We start from the raw sequence: 15,081 nt of genomic DNA, 5'->3' as shown, positions 1-15,081 counted from the left end.
GTATGAGCGCTTACACGCGCGTTTGCCTCAGGGGGTGCGAGCAGAACCGTACGAAGTAGTAGCCGCAGACTCCCCCGGGCGGAGCAGCCTGGGAGGTGCCCCCCTCTCGCAAGGGACCGAGGAGGAAACCGAGGCAATGGGCGAGCGAAGCGTGCACAACATCAAGATCACGGCCGGGGCGGGTGGTGGACGATGAGTTCCCTCCTGCTGCTGACCAACGCCCTCCAGCCCTCGACGGAGGTGCTCCCCGCCCTCGGCCTGCTGCTGCACAGCGTGCGGGTCGCCCCGGCGGAGGGCCCGGCTCTGGTGGACACCCCCGGTGCCGACGTCATCCTGATCGACGGGCGCCGCGATCTGCCGCAGGTGCGCAGCCTGTGTCAGCTGCTGCGGTCGACCGGCCCCGGCTGTCCGCTGGTCCTGGTGGTGACCGAGGGCGGGCTCGCCGCCATCACCGCCGACTGGGGCATCGACGACGTGCTGCTGGACACGGCGGGCCCGGCCGAGGTCGAGGCCCGGCTGCGGCTGGCCATGGGCCGCCAGCAGATCACCACCGACGACAGCCCGATGGAGATCCGCAACGGCGATCTGTCGGTGGACGAGGCGACCTACAGCGCCAAGCTCAAGGGGCGGGTGCTCGACCTCACCTTCAAGGAGTTCGAGCTGCTGAAGTACCTCGCCCAGCACCCCGGCCGGGTCTTCACCCGGGCGCAGCTGCTCCAGGAGGTCTGGGGCTACGACTACTTCGGCGGCACCCGCACGGTCGACGTCCATGTGCGGCGGCTGCGGGCCAAGCTGGGCCCGGAGCACGAGTCGCTGATCGGGACCGTCCGTAACGTGGGCTACCGCTTCGTCACCCCGGAGAAGGTCGAGCGGGCCGAGCGGGCCGCCGCGGAGGACCGCGCCCGGCAGGCGGCCCGGGACCTTGGCCCCGGTCCGTCCGGCGACGGTGCGCGGCCCGAGGGCGAAGCTGCGCCCGCACGACCGGTCAAGGGCTAGCTGGACCCGCGTAGACTTCGCGCGTGGCCAAGGTGACGCGTGATGATGTGGCAAGGCTGGCAGGAACCTCGACCGCGGTCGTCAGTTACGTCATCAATAACGGACCCCGGCCGGTCGCCCCGGCCACGCGCGAGCGGGTGCTCGCCGCGATCAAGGAGCTGGGCTACCGGCCCGACCGGGTCGCCCAGGCGATGGCGAGCCGGCGGACCGACCTCATAGGGCTGATCGTGCCGGACGCCCGCCAGCCGTTCTTCGCCGAGATGGCGCACGCCGTCGAACAGGCCGCCGCCGAGCGCGGCAAGATGGTGCTCGTCGGCAACTCCGACTACCTGGACGAGCGCGAGGTGCACTATCTGCGCGCGTTCCTCGGGATGCGGGTGTCCGGGCTGATCCTCATCAGCCAGGGCCCCAGCGAGAACGCCGCGGCCGAGATCGAGGCGTGGGACGCCCGGGTGGTGCTGCTGCACGAGCGGCCCGAGGCGATCGACGACGTGGCCGTGGTGCTGGACGACGTCGGCGGCGCCCAGCTGGCGGTGCGTCATCTGCTGGAGCACGGCCACGCCTATGTGGCCTGCCTCGGCGGCACCGAGATAACCCCGACCGTCGGCGACCCGGTGACCGACCACGTCGAGGGGTGGCGCCGGGCGATGCAGGAGGCCGGGCGGTCCACGGAGGGTCGGCTGTTCCAGGCCCCGTACAACCGGTACGACGCCTACCAGGTCGCCCTCGGCCTGCTGGCAGGCCCGGACCGGCCCCCGGCGATCTTCTGCGCCACCGACGACCAGGCGTTCGGGGTGCTGCGGGCGGCGCGCGAGCTGCGCATCGACGTCCCCGGAGAGCTGGCGGTCGCGGGCTTCGACGACGTCAAGGAGGCGGGTCTGACCGATCCGCCGCTGACCACGGTCGGCTCCGACCGGCCCGCGATGGCGCGCGCCGCGGTCGATCTGGTGCTGGACGACGGGCCACGGCCGGCGCTCTCGCGCCGGGAGCGGGTGCGGCAGTTCCCGTCCGCGCTGGTGGTGCGTCGCTCCTGCGGCTGCTCCGCCTAGGTGCCACCGGCCGTTCCTTATACCGGGCATACCGACTTCTATCCCGCTTCTCAGCAGGTCCTCAGCCGGTTCTCATACTTGCGCCGCACAGTCATAGACATGACCGAGAGCCCACGCCGTAGCGGCGACCACGAGTCCTATCCCTACGCGTACGGTGACGCGGCGGCCTACCCGCCCCCGCCCACCCATGAGCCGCAGATACCGGCCCCCGCCGGTGGCCGCCGCAAGCGGCGGGCCTCCCGGTCGGCCGGGCTGATCGCCGCGGTGGCGGTGGTCTCGGCGCTGGTGGGCGGCGGTACGGCGACCCTGGTCGGTCAGGCCGAGGACAAGAGCGAAGCGGCCGTCTCGACGCCGGTCGTCAACGCCAACTCCGCCAGCAGCGGCAGCGGGGTGTCCGCCGTGGCGGCGGCCGTGAGCCCCAGCATCGTGGAGATCAGAGCGACGTCCAGCCAGGGCGAGTCCACCGGCTCCGGCGTGATCGTCACCAGCGGCGGCGAGATCATCACCAACAACCACGTCATCGCCGACGCCGATTCGATCAAGGTGACGTTCAGCAACGGCAGCACCAAGAGCGCGTCGGTCGTCGGCACCGACAGCTCCAAGGACCTGGCCCTGATCAAGGTGCGGGGCGCGAGCGGCCTCAAGGCCGCGTCCCTCGGCGACTCCAGCCAGGTCAAGGTCGGCGACCAGGTCGTGGCCATCGGCTCGCCCGAGGGGCTGACCGGCACCGTGACCAGCGGCATCGTCTCCGCGCTCGCCCGCGATGTCACCGTCTCCACGGACGAGGGCCAGGGGCAGCAGCAGGACGGCGGCGGCCAGTGGCCGTTCGAGTTCGGCGGCGGCCGCTACAACGGCGACGTCGGCCAGTCGACGACCACGTACAAGGCCATCCAGACCGATGCCTCGCTCAACCCCGGCAACTCCGGCGGCGCGCTCATCAACATGCGGGGCCAGGTCATCGGGATCAACTCCGCGATGTACGCCCCGGCCTCCGGCCAGAGCAGCAGCGCGGGCAGCATCGGCCTGGGCTTCTCGATCCCGGTCGACACCGTCAAGTCCGACCTCTCCGCCCTGCGCGACGGCGGCAGCGGCGGCAGCGGCAACAGCTGAGCCGCCCCCCGGCGGAGGCGTCCTCGATGGGCTGGGCCTCCGGGGCGCTTCAAGCCCGCCCCCGGCTACCGCTGGGAGGTGCCCCCGGTCGACGGTCGACCGTGCTCGGCCCTCCACGCGGCGGTAGCCGCATATCGGCACGAGCCCTCAGGGCCTCCGCGCGCTGTCCCTTTCGACAGCGGCGCGCCCCTTTGGCCGACGTGCAAGGCTGGCAACGTCCACCCCCCGGCCCAGCCCCCACTGTTAAGGAAACCGATCCATGAGCCCCGCCGACCACGGCGATCAGCCCGCCCGCATCCTGATCGTCGACGACGAGCCGGCCGTCCGCGAGGCGCTGCGGCGCAGCCTCGCCTTCGAGGGCTACGCGACCGAGACCGCCGTCGACGGACTGGACGCCCTGGAGAAGGCCGGTACCTACGACCCGGAGCTGATCGTGCTCGACGTGCTGATGCCCCGCATGGACGGGCTCACCGCCGCCCGGCGGCTGCGCGCCACCGGGGTGACCGTGCCCGTCCTGATGCTCACCGCGCGCGACACGGTCGGCGACCGGGTCACCGGCCTCGACGCGGGCGCGGACGACTACCTCGTCAAACCCTTCGAGCTGGACGAGCTGCTGGCCCGCATCCGCGCCCTGCTGCGCCGCAGCTCGTACGCGGCCGCGGCGGGCGCGCCGGTCGCCGACGACGACACGATGTCCTTCGGCGACCTGCGGATGGACCTGGTGACCCGCGAGGTCACCCGGGGCGGGCGGCGCGTGGAGCTGACCCGGACCGAGTTCACCCTGCTGGAGATGTTCCTCGCGCACCCGCGCCAGGTCCTCACCCGCGAGCAGATCCTGAAGGCCGTCTGGGGCTTCGATTTCGAGCCGTCGTCCAACTCGCTGGACGTGTACGTGATGTATCTGCGCCGCAAGACCGAGGCGGCCGGTGAGCCGCGGCTCGTCCACACCGTGCGCGGCGTGGGATACGTCCTGCGGTCGGCCGAGGGCGAACCGTCGTGAGGTTCCGCGGACTCCCGCTGCGCTCGCGGCTGGCCCTGCTGACCGCGGTGGCGGTGGCGGTCGCGGTCGCGGCGTCGGCGTTCGCGTGCTGGCTGATCGTGCGCGAACAGCTCAGCGCACAGCTCGACTCGTCGCTGCGCAACGTCAAGGTCGACGAGCGCAATGTGGTGAGCATCCTGGACGCCTGCCAGAACCCCGACGGCGACGACGGCCACACCCCGCGCGCCCTCGGCTCGTACTCCGTGCAGATCGTGCTGCCCGACGGCAACCGCTGCACCCAGCCCGGGGCGACGGAGCTGCCGGTGAGCGCCGACGACGTGGCGGTCGCCACCGGGCAGCGGCACACCGCGCTGCACGACGCGACCGCCGACGACGGCCGCGACATGCGGGTCTTCACCTACCGGCCGGCCGGCGGCCCCGACAGCCCGCTGCCGAGCGGCATCGCCGTCTCCATGGCCCGCCCGCTCAGCGAGGTCCAGGACCCGCTGAACACGCTCGCGCTCGTCCTCGCCCTCGTCGCCGGGATCGGCGTCGTCGGCGCCGGGGCGGCCGGGCTGTGGATCGCCCGGACCGGGCTGAAGCCCATGGACCGGCTGACCCACGCCGTCGAGCACGTGGCCCGCACCGAGGACCTGGCCGTCCGCATCCCCGCCGAGGGCGACGACGAGATCGCCCGCCTGTCCCGGTCGTTCAACGCCATGACCGCCGCCCTCGCCTCCTCCCGCGACCGCCAGCAGCAGCTGATCGCCGACGCGGGGCACGAGCTGCGCACCCCGCTCACCTCGCTGCGCACCAACATCGAACTCCTCGCCCGCAGCGAAGAGACCGGTCGCGCGCTGCCTCCGGAGGACCGCAAGGCGCTCATGAGCAGCGTCAAGGCGCAGATGACCGAACTGGCGGCGCTCATCGGCGACCTCCAGGAGCTGTCCCGGCCGGACGCGCTGCCCGGCAGCGGGCCGCTCCAGGTGGTCGCCCTGCACGAGACCGTGGACACCGCCCTGAAACGGGCCCGGCTGCGCGGCACCGGGCTCACCCTCGACGCCTCGATCGAGCCGTGGTACGTACGCGGCGAGGCGGCGGACCTGGAACGGGCGCTGGTCAACCTGCTCGACAACGCCGTGAAGTTCAGCCCTTCGGGCGGTGTCATCGACGTCGCGCTCAGAAGGGGGGAGCTGACGGTGCGGGACCGTGGCCCCGGCATTCCCGACGATGAACTCCCGCACGTCTTCGAGCGGTTCTGGCGTTCCCCGTCCGCCCGCAGCCTGCCCGGCTCCGGGCTCGGGCTGTCCATCGTGGCCCGTACCGTCCAGGCGTCCGGCGGCCAGGTCGGGCTGCGGGCAGCCCCCGGCGGCGGCACCGTCGCCTGGCTCCGCCTCCCCGGCGCCCCCACCGCCCCGCCCGATCTCGACCCCTGACCCTTCCGCCGACCTTCTCAGCCCCCGGACACGCCGGACTCAGCGGACGCTGCTCGCCCGCGTCCGCGCGCTGCTGCGCCGCGGCCGGACCGCCCCCGCCGCGCCGCCCGCCTGGACGAAGGGGCCGGTGGCATATCGCCACCGGCCCCTTCGACGGACCTCGCTATGTGAGAACGCTATGGGGGAATTACGGTCGCTTTCCGAAGCCCATCCGGGTCCCGGTGAGGTCGGCCACGATCCCGTCCGGTTCCACACCGATGTTCTGGATCTTGATGTCCTTGGCCTTCTCCGGCAGCTGGAAGGAGAGCGCCAGCTTCTCCGACAGCTCCGGCAGCTTGTATTTGGTCAGCGCGGCGGCCACCGTCGGGTCGATGCCGAGCTTCTTGATCAGCTCAGGGTTCTCGTTCGTCACGTCGACGAGGTTGACCTTCGTCAGCGAGGGCACGAACTCCGGCGACCCGGTGATCTTGTCCAGCTGCCGGTCGTCGTTCCGCGCCCGGCCGGCCGGTTCGGGAGCGATCCCCAGGCGCTTCGCCACCGACGGCACCTCCAGCAGCGCCCTCGCCTTCGCGGTGTCGTCGCTGATCTGCTTGGCCGCCTTCGGGTGCAGCCGCAGCCCGGCGTTCTTGCCCGGCCGGTAGGTGGCGATCCCGGGGATATCCAGCCGCATGTCGGTCACCTCGGTGGAGATCCCCCGGTCTCCCTGGCGCTGTATGTGGGCCATCGCGTGCAGCGACACGTTCTGCCCGGCGACCGGCAGCTTGCCGTCCGCGCGCACCGAGTTGGGGCCGAATGCCCGGAACCGCACCTGGGAGGCGCCCAGTTCCCGGTCGAGGTCCTCGAAGGCCAGCAGGACGTTGCCCTTCATGCGCTCCACCACCGCGCCCTTGATGGACGTGGGCAGGTCGGCGTTCAGCCGGATGTCCTGGGCCTGGACGTTCACCTTGGCGAGCGAGACGCGGTCGGCCGCCACATCGGGCACCGCCACGTCGACCTGCTGCAGCTTCTTGTCCATCACCTGGGTGAGGAACGGGAAGCCGTGGATGGTCACGTTGGGCGCGGTGGCCAGCTTGAGCTTCTTCTGCAGCGCGGCCTCCGCCTTGCGCTCCACGTACATCACGGCGACCCGGTCGGCCAGCACCGCGATCACCGCGAGCACCAGCACGCCGATGACCAGCTTCGCGGTGAGCGGCACCGCCTTGAAGCGCCCACGGCCACGCCGCCGGCCGCGCTTGGAGCGGCCGTGGTCGGGTGGCGACCACGGCTCGCCGTCCTGATCGCTCGGGCCGTCCTTGCCGGTGCCGCCGCCCGCGGCGCCGAGGTCGGAGGTGTCGTCGTCATCCGACTTCAGCCCGAGGCCGAGCGGGTCGTCCGGGTCGTACGGATCGGCCAGCTCGGCGAGTTCCTCGTACGGGTTGCTGTACGTGGGGCTCTCCGGCTCGCTCCGCGCGTCACGGTGGACGGCGTCGCGCGAGTCGCCGGGTGAGGCGCCGTGCGCGGCGCTGGGCGTGCCTTCGGGGTGCGGGGCGCTGTGGGAGTTGTGGGGACGTGGTGAAGATATGCGTGTGGGGGATCGCATCAGACAATCCCATCACGTCACACTGCTCCGCCCGCAAGTCCTAGCGGTGATACGTGGCGAACCGCACGCTACGCGGCGGTCGGTGCCGTGCCGTCAGCCCACCGTCCCCGCACCCCCTCACCGCCCGCCGCGCGAAACCGCCCGCGCTTCGGTGACGGTGACGCACCGCCCGTTCATCTCCTGTCCATCCAGCTGGGCCATGGCCTTCTCGGCGTCCATGTCCGCCATCTCCACGAACCCGAACCCGCGCGAGCGCCCGGTGTCCCGGTCGGTGATGACGGTCGCGTCCATCACCTCGCCGAACTGTCCGAACAGCTTCTCCAGGTCCTCCTTCGTGGTCTGGTAGCTCAGATTGCCCACATGCAGCCGTTTCGACATGACCCGCTCTCCCTGCCTGCTCCGGGACGCCGTCAAGGTGGCGCCAATCGGGTCAATCGTCGCAGTGAGGGAGAAAGCGGGCCATCGCGATTGGGCCGAACCGGTTATCCGGCCGGATCCGGGCCGGATCCGGCCGGGTTCTGTCCGGGCCCCGGCCGGGCCCCGGCCGGACCCCGTCCGGTCTCAGTGCAGGGTCTGGAGCTGGTCGGTGGAGAACGGGATGAGGGCGTCGGTGTCGCCGGTGAGCACCTTCCGGGCCCACTCCGGGTCGGCGATCAGGGCGCGGCCGATCGCGATGAGGTCGAACTCGTCGCGGTCCAGCCGGTCCAGCAGGTTCTCGATGTCGCTCGCCACCCCGGTACGGGCCCCGGCCTGGAACATCGCGGGGTCGAACTGCTTGTCCAGGCCGACGGAGCCGACGCTGATGGTGGCCTTGCCGGTGAGCTTCTTGGTCCAGCCCGCGAGGTTCAGGTCCGAACCCTCGAACTCCGGCACCCAGTACCGGCGGGTGGAGGAGTGGAAGGCGTCCACCCCGGCTTCCGCGAGCGGGGTGAGGACCGCCTCCAGCTCCTGCGGGGTCGCGGCGAGCTTCGCGTCGTAGTGGAACGCCTTCCACTGGGAGGTGCGGAGGACGATCGGGAAGTCGGCGGAGACGGCCTTCCGGCACGCGGCCACGATCTCGGCGGCGAAGCGGGTGCGGGCGACCGGGTCGCCGCCGTAGCCGTCGGTGCGGCGGTTGGTGCGCTCCCACAGGAACTGGTCGATCAGATAGCCGTGGGCGCCGTGCAGTTCGATGCCGTCGAAGCCGGTGCGCTCCGCGGCCGCCGCGGCCTCGGCGAAGGCGGCGACCACCGCGTCCAGGTCGTCCTGGGTCATGGCCTTGCCTGCCGGGGCGCCGTCCAGCCCGAGGCCCGACGGGCTGACGGTCGGGGCGTCGGGGACCGGGCCCGAGCCTTCGGCGCGCGTCACCCCGACGTGCCACAGCTGCGGCATGATCCGGCCGCCCGCGCGGTGCACCTCCGCCACCACGTTCTTCCAGCCCGTCAGGGCGTCCTCGCCGTGGAATCGCGGCACCCGGACGCTGTCCCCCGCCGCGTCGTGACCGACGTACGTACCCTCGGTGATGATCAGCCCGACCCCGCCGGCCGCCCGGCGCGCGTAGTACTGCGCCACATCGGCACCGGGCACGCCGTCCGGCGAGAACTGACGCGTCATCGGCGCCATCGCGATCCGGTTCGGCACGGTGAGCCCGCCCAGGGTGAACGGGCGGGACAGGATCTGAGCCGCGCGGTCGGCGGCGGCGCTGCTGGCAGGCACGTGAATGCTCCTCGAAGCAGGACGTTGGGTCGTGGAGCTAAGCTAAAACCTGACGTCGACGTCAGGGGCAAATACCGCAGGGAGGGTCGCGGATGCGCATCGGTGAACTCGCCGCCAGGGCAGGCGTGAGCGTACGGGCGCTGCGCTACTACGAGGAACAGCGGCTGCTCACCCCGGCGCGCAGCGCCAGCGGCCAGCGCCACTACGCCGACGGCGCGGTCGGCCGGGTCCGCCTGATCCAGCAGCTGTACGCGGCGGGGCTGCCGAGCCGGACGATCGTACAGCTCATGCCGTGCGTCGACACGGGCACGGCGACCCCGGCGATGAGGGAACTGCTGCTGTCCGAGCGCGACCGGATCGAGCGTCAGATCGGCGAGCTGACCGACGCCCGCGACCGGCTCGACGTGGTCATCGCCGGCACGGAGGCCAACGCCTGTGTGTCCGGAGGCTCATAGGGGCAGCGGCCGGTCCTCGACGACCGCCTTCATGACGAGGGTGGAGCTGAGGCGCTGAACGCCGGGGAGCGTGGCGAGGCGGTCGTCGTAGAGCTTCTGGAAGGCGGGCAGGTCGCGGGTGACGACGCGCAGGAGGTAGTCGGGATCGCCGAAGAGCCGCTGCGCCTGGAGGACGTTGGGGATGGCGGCGACGGCCTCTTCGAAGGCGGCGACGGTGTCACGGGACGCGTCGTGCATCGTGATGAAGACGAGCGCGTCGAAGGTCAGCCCGAGGGCGTGCGGGTCGAGGTGCGCGCGGTAGCCGCTGATCGCACCGGACCGCTCCAGGGCGCGCAGCCGCCGGTGGCAGGGCGAGAGGCTGAGGCGCACGCGCTCGGCGAGTTCGGTGACGGTGAGGCGCCCGTCCTTCTGCAGCTCGGCAAGGATCTTCCGGTCCACGTCGTCCATGCGGAATATTCTCCCTCGGAGTCGGCCGGTCGCGACAAAAGTTGGAAACACATTTCGCACTTTCGCGCCTAATCTTCCCTCCGGAGTGACGTACGAGGGAGAAGTGAGGTCATGGCGATCGGTACCGTCGCCGCGTTCTGGGCGGTGTCTTTCCTGCTGGTGCTGGTCCCGGGAGCGGACTGGGCATACGCGATAGCGGCCGGGCTGCGCGACCGGACGGTCCTGCCCGCGGTGGGCGGACTGCTGGCCGGATACGTGGTGCTGACCGCCGTGGTGGCGGCCGGAGTGGCGGCGCTGGTGGCCGGCTCGCCCCTGGTGATGAGCACGCTGACGGTGGCGGGCGCGGCGTATCTGGTCTGGCTGGGTGCCACCACGCTCGCCCGCCCCTCCGTCCCGCAGGCCGGGGAGGAGCGAACGGGCCACTCATGGGTGCGGCGGGCGGCCAAGGGCGCGGGCATCAGCGGCCTCAACCCGAAGGCGCTGCTGCTGTTCCTGGCGCTGCTGCCGCAGTTCACCGACCCGCACGCGCGGTGGCCGCTCGCGGTGCAGATAGCGCTGCTCGGGCTCGTCCACACCGTCAGCTGCGCCGCTGTCTACACGGGCGTGGGCACGGGGGCGCGGCTGGTGCTGCGGGCCCGGCCCACGGCGGCGCGGGCGGTGACGAGGGTCTCCGGTGCGGCGATGGTGGCGATCGGCGTGACGCTGCTGGTGGAGCAGGTGGCGGGGTAGGGCCGACGGGGACTACTTACGTTGTCGCCGTACGTTGTCGTCCTACGTTGCTCTCGTCAACGAGCGCCAAGCCCCCTCCAGGAGGACCCCGTTGGACAGCTATTTCGAGCGCACCGACGAACACCGCTACAAGCCCACCGGCCACGTCGGCGGCGCGTGGGCCTCCGACGAACAGCACTTCAGCCCGCTCGGCGGCCTGATCGTCCACGCCATCGACCGCCACCTGGCCGCCCGCCCCGACACCGGCATGGTCATGAGCCGCATCAGCTTCGACATCCTCGGGCGTCTCGCTCTGGACGAAACCGAGATCCGGGTGGAGACCATCCGGCCCGGCCGCACCATCGAACTCATCGAAGCCACCGCGCTCATAGGGGGCCGCGCGACGGTCCGCGCCCGCGCCTGGCTCCTGACCGCCCTGGACACCGGCGCCGTCGCGGGCGGCGGCGCCGACCGCCTCACCCCGCCCGACGCGCTCGCGCCCTGGGCCATGTCCACCGTCTGGCCCGGCGGGTACATCGCCTCCCTGGACACCCGGCCGCTCACCCCGCCGCAGCCCGGCCGCGCGACCGTCTGGGTCTCCACCGAGGTGGATCTCGTCGCCGGAGAGACGGCGAGCCCGCTGGCGTCCTACGTCGCCCTCGTGGACACCGCCAACGGCATCGCCGTCCGCCAGCCGCCCACCGCCTGGATGTTCCCCAACGTCGACCTGACCATCCACCTCCACCGGCAGCCCGAAGGCCGCTGGACCGGCCTGGACACCAGCGTCGCGTTCGGCCCGACCGGCCAGGGCATCACCAGCACCGTCCTGCACGACCTCAACGGCCCCGTGGGACACGCCCAGCAGATCCTCACGGTCCGCCCGCAGCCCGGTGAAGCGCCTTGACCATCACCTGCTCCCCGGTCACGCCGTCGACCGACTGATCCGCGAAACCATGTCGCCGGTAGAGGGCGATGGCGGCGTCGTTCCCCGGGAACACGGCGAGCTTCAGCGTCGTACCGCCCGACCGCCGCGCCCAGCCCTCGACCGCCGCGAGCAGCAGGTCCCCGACCCCGAGGCCGCGCGCCTCGGGCCCGACCCACACCGACCGCAGCTCCCGGACGCCGTCCGCCCCGGGCACTCCGCCCGCCACGCCGACGGCCCGGCCGTCCTGGAGGGCGACGACGTGAAAGGCGCCCGGCATCGTCAAGCGGGCCCGCCATCGCTCCTCGCCACCCCGGTGCCAGTCCGCGAGCGTGGCCTTGAACGCGTGTGGCGCGTCGGTCAGCGCGGCGAGCCGCACCTCCCGCCACAGCGGCCAGTCGTCCGCCGTGAGCACCTGAAGCCTCACCATTTGATCGCCCGGATCGAGTACATCAGCGGCAGCCGGGGATGCCCTGGGGGGAAGCGGAAGGTGGGGTTCTCTGCGGGCCCGGTCCGCTCCAGCACCGGATAGCGCTGGAAGAGCGTGGTGTCGTGCTCGTGCAGAAACTCGATCCGCAACCCGGCCCCGGCGAGGGCGGTCACCACGGCGCCCAGCGGATGCTGCCACTGCACGGAGACGGTGTGGGCGAGCGGCGGCCCGTCGGTGTACGTGCGCGGCTCGTCCCACGTCGTGCCCCGCTCGTCGAAGTAGTCCACCTCGACGCTCTTCCCGTCGTCCCCCAGCACCTCGGTGAACGGATGGAACTCCGCGAGGTACAGCACCCCGCCGTCGTTCAGCAGCTCCGCCACGACGCGCGCCCAGCGCGGGAGATCGGGCAGCCAGCACAGCGCGCCGAGCCCGGTGTAGACGACGTCGAACCGCTCGCCGCCCAGGGCTTCCGCGGCGTCGTACACATCCGCGGTGACGAATCGCGTTTCCTCACCCAGCCCGATGTCCGCGGCCAGCCCGCGCGCGGTGCGGATGGCCGCCTCGGAGAAGTCCACCCCGGTGACGTGCGCCGCCCCGCGACGCGCCCAGGACAGCGTGTCCTGCCCCATGTGGCACTGGAGGTGCACGAGCCGCTTGCCGCCGACGTCCCCGAGTTCGTCCAGCTCGAAGCCGCGCAGGGTGCAGGCGCCGGCGCGGAACCCGGGCAGATCGTAGAAGTCGCTGTCGGCGTGGACCCGGACCCGGTCGTCCCAGTTCGCGCGGTTGCGCCGTAGCCAGTCGTCCGTCATGGCGGGGACGCTAGTGCGTACGCCACCCGGCCCTCACCCGGTTTTTCTGCGGGGTGCGCGATGGGTCCGGTGGGTGGTGCGGGGGCGGGGCCTCCGGGGCAGGGCCCTGGACCGCATATTTACGGCGCCGTTGCTCGGAAGCGTGAGGTGAACGTCGGGCGATAGGCGACGCCACAAATACACGTCAGCGTCCAGGACCCCACCCCTGCGACCCCGCCCCCTCCCGCCGTACGGCGGCTATCGCCCGGTGGCACGGTCGAGGCCCCGCTGGAATGTCACCATCCGGTCACCCTGCACGGCGTACCCGCCTGTGATGACCAGCGGGTAGGGGCTGCCGATGGACAAGACGTCGGAGAGCAGCCGACGATGCAGGTCGCTGAGGTTCACGCCGCAGTTGCCGAGTGCGCGGCTGTCAGCTCGGGGAACGCGGACTCCCAGACGTCACGGATGGCGCGGCTGATCAGCGTGCGCAGCACGGGCCACTGCGAGACCAGCAGGTCTCGGTTCAGCAGCGTGACGAGATCATCACGCTGCCCTTCGGCCAGCACCGTGCGGTACATGCTCATCCGCAACCGCGGCCGGTCGAGATCGAACCGCGTCAGCCCGGACCAGGCCACATGCAGGGGCAGTTGCACGGTGCCGTGTGACGGCCCGATCAGTTCGCCGAGCGAGCTGGGCAGCCGGCGTGCGTACCGCTCCCGCAGCAGCTCAGCGGCGGATGGCGACGACTCGTCGGAGGGCATGGCGGACATACGGATAAGTATGGCGCGCTGGCGCACCCGGCGATCGTCGCCAGGCCGCCTCCCGCTGACCGACACGCGCCAAGGTGGCGTCAGGCGGGCTGCGGGGCGGGCGTTGCCGGAGCGGCCGTGACCTTGCGGGTCTCGCGCATTATCAGCAGGCCGTTGACCACCATCAGGGTCGCGGTCAGGCCGTGGATGCCGAGCGCGGTGGCCACGGAGCCGTGGTGGGCCAGCACGGTGGCCATGTCGCCGTACGCGGCGAGGGCCTCCACCAGCAGCGCCCAGCCCAGCGCCCGGCGGTGTCCCGTCACCAGCAGGATGCCCAGGACCAGGGCTAAGACGACGTCGCGGATTCCCTTGATGATCAGGAAGCCGCCGCCGTCGCCGGACGGCCAGCTCGGCAGGCCGAAGTTCGGCGCCGTCGTCTCCGGGCTCAGGATGAACTCCGTCCCGAACCAGAGGATGAAGAGGACGAAAGCGGCGGCCAGGATGGTGTTGATCTTCTTCAGTGACATTGTTCTTCTCCTTGTTCGGGCTCACCCCGATGGGGCGAAAGCTGTCGACATACAGGGGCGAACCGGTGTCTGTCCGGGCGACTTCGGTATCAGGTGAGGGCGGCGACCAGCAGGGTGAAGGCGCCGATGATGACGGCGACGCGGACGTAGTGCCAGCGCTCCCAGCGGTTCAGCTGCTCTTTCCAGTCCGCGGGCCGGTTCTCGAGGGTCCACGTCTTGTTCCGGTTGTTGATCGGGACGAGCAGCAGGAGGGACATGACCACGCTGAGGATCAGCAGCGCGGCGGCGGTGACGACGAGGCCGGTGCCTTGGTGGTGCCATCCGGCGACGGCCCAGATCGCGACGAGGACGAGCGAGCCGATGTACCAGACCGGCATGACGGCGCCGAGCATCCGGCCCCCGTGGGCGTGGCCGAGCTGGCCGGCGTCGTCGGGGAGTGCGTTGAGGATCCGGTTCATGACGAAGGCGACGGAGAACTCCACCCCCACCATCACGCCGACGACCACGATGGTGAACACCTCAAGTGCGCTGAGCATGGCGACCTCTCTGGGGATCTAGCGATGCTATCCGATGAGGCAACGCTAGTACTACTGCCGCTCTCTTGTCTAGCAGTGTTAGGATTTGCATCATGTCGGTAAAGGAACGCAAGGAGCGCGAGCGGGCGGGCCGCGAGCGCCTCATCGTGGCGACGGCCCGCGAAATCGCCGAGCAGCAGGGCTGGGACGCGGTCACCACGCGCCGGCTCGCCGAGCGCATCGAATACAGCCAGCCCGTCCTTTACAGCCACTTCCGCGGCAAGCGCGAGATCATCGGCGCCGTCGCCCTGGAGGGCGCCGTCGAGCTGGCCGCGGTGGTGCGGGCCGCGACCGCCGCCGCGGACGGTCCGCGTGCCCGGGTCGCCGCCCTCGCCCGCGGCTACCTCGACTTCGCCGAGCGCAACCCGGCGGTCTACGACGCCCTGTTCCAGCTCGACGGCGGCCTGGCGTACGCGCAGGAGGACACCCCGGAGCCGCTGAAGGACGCCTTCGCCGCGCTGCTGGAGTGCCTCGGCGAGGTCGCCGGGGAGGGCATCCAACCGGGGCTGTTCACCGAGGTGTTCTGGGCGTCCCTGCACGGGATCGCGACCCTGACCCGGGCTGGACGGCTGCTGCCGGAGGACGCCGAGCAGAGGGTGGAGCTGCTGGTGGACCGCCTCGCCGTGCTCTGAC

18 protein-coding genes are annotated in these 15,081 nt (G+C 71.5%); 9 read left to right on the top strand and 9 right to left on the bottom strand.

The genetic code is table 11. The annotated features are described in order from the left end of the window. The first annotated feature begins 192 nt into the window (after positions 1-192). The 5 genes from ACH4SI_RS40275 (at position 193) to ACH4SI_RS40255 (ending at position 5,570) form a co-directional block, all read left to right on the top strand. Complete coding sequence (locus ACH4SI_RS40275; protein WP_398305389.1) at positions 193-996, top strand: response regulator transcription factor; 804 nt, start codon at positions 193-195, stop codon at positions 994-996. 23 nt (positions 997-1,019) lie between these two features. Continuing rightward, entirely contained in the window at positions 1,020-2,045 is a 1,026-nt protein-coding gene (locus ACH4SI_RS40270; protein WP_398305386.1) for a LacI family DNA-binding transcriptional regulator, read from the top strand. Between the two features lie 99 nt (positions 2,046-2,144). Then, complete coding sequence (locus ACH4SI_RS40265; protein ID WP_398305383.1) at positions 2,145-3,155, top strand: S1C family serine protease; 1,011 nt, start codon at positions 2,145-2,147, stop codon at positions 3,153-3,155. A 259-nt stretch (positions 3,156-3,414) separates the two neighbouring features. Then, positions 3,415-4,155: a response regulator transcription factor gene (locus tag ACH4SI_RS40260; protein WP_398305380.1), complete on the top strand. Its 741-nt coding sequence runs from the start codon at positions 3,415-3,417 to the stop codon at positions 4,153-4,155. Further along, positions 4,152-5,570, top strand: a complete 1,419-nt coding sequence (locus ACH4SI_RS40255) for a sensor histidine kinase (protein ID WP_398305377.1) — start codon at positions 4,152-4,154, stop codon at positions 5,568-5,570. The genes ACH4SI_RS40260 and ACH4SI_RS40255 overlap by 4 nt, the downstream gene beginning before the upstream one ends. A 187-nt stretch (positions 5,571-5,757) precedes the next feature. Here ACH4SI_RS40255 and ACH4SI_RS40250 read toward each other — a convergent pair whose 3' ends face one another. The 3 genes from ACH4SI_RS40250 to ACH4SI_RS40240 all read right to left on the bottom strand — a co-directional run bounded on the left by ACH4SI_RS40250 (position 5,758) and on the right by ACH4SI_RS40240 (position 8,844). Further along, positions 5,758-7,149 carry a DUF2993 domain-containing protein gene (locus tag ACH4SI_RS40250; RefSeq protein ID WP_398305374.1) on the bottom strand — a complete coding sequence of 464 codons (1,392 nt, stop codon included), beginning with the start codon at positions 7,147-7,149 and terminating at the stop codon, positions 5,758-5,760. Between the two features lie 117 nt (positions 7,150-7,266). After that, positions 7,267-7,527 (bottom strand): RNA recognition motif domain-containing protein, encoded by a 261-nt coding sequence (locus ACH4SI_RS40245; RefSeq protein ID WP_398305371.1) that lies wholly within the window; start codon positions 7,525-7,527, stop codon positions 7,267-7,269. 183 nt (positions 7,528-7,710) lie between these two features. Continuing rightward, a complete protein-coding gene (locus ACH4SI_RS40240; RefSeq protein WP_398305368.1) occupies positions 7,711-8,844 on the bottom strand; it encodes an NADH:flavin oxidoreductase in 1,134 nt (377 codons plus the stop codon). 92 nt (positions 8,845-8,936) lie between these two features. Here ACH4SI_RS40240 and ACH4SI_RS40235 point away from each other — a divergent pair, with 92 nt between their 5' ends. Next, positions 8,937-9,299: a MerR family transcriptional regulator gene (locus tag ACH4SI_RS40235; protein WP_398305365.1), complete on the top strand. Its 363-nt coding sequence runs from the start codon at positions 8,937-8,939 to the stop codon at positions 9,297-9,299. Here ACH4SI_RS40235 and ACH4SI_RS40230 read toward each other — a convergent pair. Next, positions 9,294-9,746: an Lrp/AsnC family transcriptional regulator gene (locus ACH4SI_RS40230; RefSeq protein WP_398305362.1), complete on the bottom strand. Its 453-nt coding sequence runs from the start codon at positions 9,744-9,746 to the stop codon at positions 9,294-9,296. The genes ACH4SI_RS40235 and ACH4SI_RS40230 overlap by 6 nt on opposite strands. 111 nt (positions 9,747-9,857) lie before the next feature. Between ACH4SI_RS40230 and ACH4SI_RS40225 the strand changes: the two genes are divergently transcribed. Continuing rightward, positions 9,858-10,475, top strand: coding sequence for a LysE family translocator (locus ACH4SI_RS40225; protein ID WP_398305359.1), 618 nt, complete (start codon positions 9,858-9,860; stop codon positions 10,473-10,475). A 91-nt stretch (positions 10,476-10,566) separates the two neighbouring features. Beyond that, positions 10,567-11,358, top strand: a complete 792-nt coding sequence (locus tag ACH4SI_RS40220; RefSeq protein ID WP_398305356.1) for a thioesterase family protein — start codon at positions 10,567-10,569, stop codon at positions 11,356-11,358. Here the strand turns inward: ACH4SI_RS40220 and ACH4SI_RS40215 are convergent. From ACH4SI_RS40215 to ACH4SI_RS40195, 5 genes are all read right to left on the bottom strand, one after another. Continuing rightward, complete coding sequence (locus ACH4SI_RS40215) at positions 11,324-11,806, bottom strand: GNAT family N-acetyltransferase (RefSeq protein ID WP_398305353.1); 483 nt, start codon at positions 11,804-11,806, stop codon at positions 11,324-11,326. The two genes, ACH4SI_RS40220 and ACH4SI_RS40215, sit on opposite strands and share 35 nt — an antisense overlap. Next, the gene (locus tag ACH4SI_RS40210; RefSeq protein WP_398305350.1) at positions 11,800-12,615 is read right to left on the bottom strand and encodes a class I SAM-dependent methyltransferase; all 816 of its coding nucleotides are present in this window, start codon (positions 12,613-12,615) and stop codon (positions 11,800-11,802) included. Before ACH4SI_RS40210 ends, ACH4SI_RS40215 begins: the two co-directional genes overlap by 7 nt. Positions 12,616-12,998: 383 nt before the next feature. After that, entirely contained in the window at positions 12,999-13,358 is a 360-nt protein-coding gene (locus ACH4SI_RS40205) for a hypothetical protein (protein WP_398305506.1), read from the bottom strand. Positions 13,359-13,447: 89 nt separating this feature from the next. Further along, positions 13,448-13,873, bottom strand: coding sequence for a DUF4267 domain-containing protein (locus ACH4SI_RS40200; protein ID WP_398305346.1), 426 nt, complete (start codon positions 13,871-13,873; stop codon positions 13,448-13,450). Positions 13,874-13,962: 89 nt separating this feature from the next. After that, complete coding sequence (locus ACH4SI_RS40195) at positions 13,963-14,409, bottom strand: anthrone oxygenase family protein (protein WP_398305343.1); 447 nt, start codon at positions 14,407-14,409, stop codon at positions 13,963-13,965. A 92-nt stretch (positions 14,410-14,501) separates the two neighbouring features. Between ACH4SI_RS40195 and ACH4SI_RS40190 the strand changes: the two genes are divergently transcribed. After that, positions 14,502-15,080: a TetR/AcrR family transcriptional regulator gene (locus ACH4SI_RS40190; protein ID WP_398305340.1), complete on the top strand. Its 579-nt coding sequence runs from the start codon at positions 14,502-14,504 to the stop codon at positions 15,078-15,080. The last annotated feature ends 1 nt before the right edge of the window (position 15,081 follow it).

This window comes from Streptomyces sp. NPDC021212, from assembly GCF_044332925.1.
Classification (GTDB): Bacteria; Actinomycetota; Actinomycetes; order Streptomycetales; family Streptomycetaceae; genus Streptomyces.
The sequence above is the reverse complement of the archived record's forward strand: the minus strand, read 5'-3'. Positions and strand labels throughout refer to the sequence as shown.

What these genes read in the sequence shown, in the direction of transcription:
- ACH4SI_RS40275 (WP_398305389.1), top strand. Translation starts at nt 193, where the DNA reads ATGAGTTCCCTCCTGCTGCTGACCAACGCCCTCCAGCCCTCGACGGAG.
- ACH4SI_RS40265 (WP_398305383.1), top strand. Translation starts at nt 2,145, where the DNA reads ATGACCGAGAGCCCACGCCGTAGCGGCGACCACGAGTCCTATCCCTAC.
- ACH4SI_RS40260 (WP_398305380.1), top strand. Translation starts at nt 3,415, where the DNA reads ATGAGCCCCGCCGACCACGGCGATCAGCCCGCCCGCATCCTGATCGTC.
- ACH4SI_RS40250 (WP_398305374.1), bottom strand. Translation starts at nt 7,149, where the DNA reads ATGCGATCCCCCACACGCATATCTTCACCACGTCCCCACAACTCCCAC.
- ACH4SI_RS40245 (WP_398305371.1), bottom strand. Translation starts at nt 7,527, where the DNA reads ATGTCGAAACGGCTGCATGTGGGCAATCTGAGCTACCAGACCACGAAG.
- ACH4SI_RS40235 (WP_398305365.1), top strand. Translation starts at nt 8,937, where the DNA reads ATGCGCATCGGTGAACTCGCCGCCAGGGCAGGCGTGAGCGTACGGGCG.
- ACH4SI_RS40230 (WP_398305362.1), bottom strand. Translation starts at nt 9,746, where the DNA reads ATGGACGACGTGGACCGGAAGATCCTTGCCGAGCTGCAGAAGGACGGG.
- ACH4SI_RS40225 (WP_398305359.1), top strand. Translation starts at nt 9,858, where the DNA reads ATGGCGATCGGTACCGTCGCCGCGTTCTGGGCGGTGTCTTTCCTGCTG.
- ACH4SI_RS40215 (WP_398305353.1), bottom strand. Translation starts at nt 11,806, where the DNA reads ATGGTGAGGCTTCAGGTGCTCACGGCGGACGACTGGCCGCTGTGGCGG.
- ACH4SI_RS40210 (WP_398305350.1), bottom strand. Translation starts at nt 12,615, where the DNA reads ATGACGGACGACTGGCTACGGCGCAACCGCGCGAACTGGGACGACCGG.
- ACH4SI_RS40205 (WP_398305506.1), bottom strand. Translation starts at nt 13,358, where the DNA reads ATGCCCTCCGACGAGTCGTCGCCATCCGCCGCTGAGCTGCTGCGGGAG.
- ACH4SI_RS40200 (WP_398305346.1), bottom strand. Translation starts at nt 13,873, where the DNA reads ATGTCACTGAAGAAGATCAACACCATCCTGGCCGCCGCTTTCGTCCTC.
- ACH4SI_RS40195 (WP_398305343.1), bottom strand. Translation starts at nt 14,409, where the DNA reads ATGCTCAGCGCACTTGAGGTGTTCACCATCGTGGTCGTCGGCGTGATG.
- ACH4SI_RS40190 (WP_398305340.1), top strand. Translation starts at nt 14,502, where the DNA reads ATGTCGGTAAAGGAACGCAAGGAGCGCGAGCGGGCGGGCCGCGAGCGC.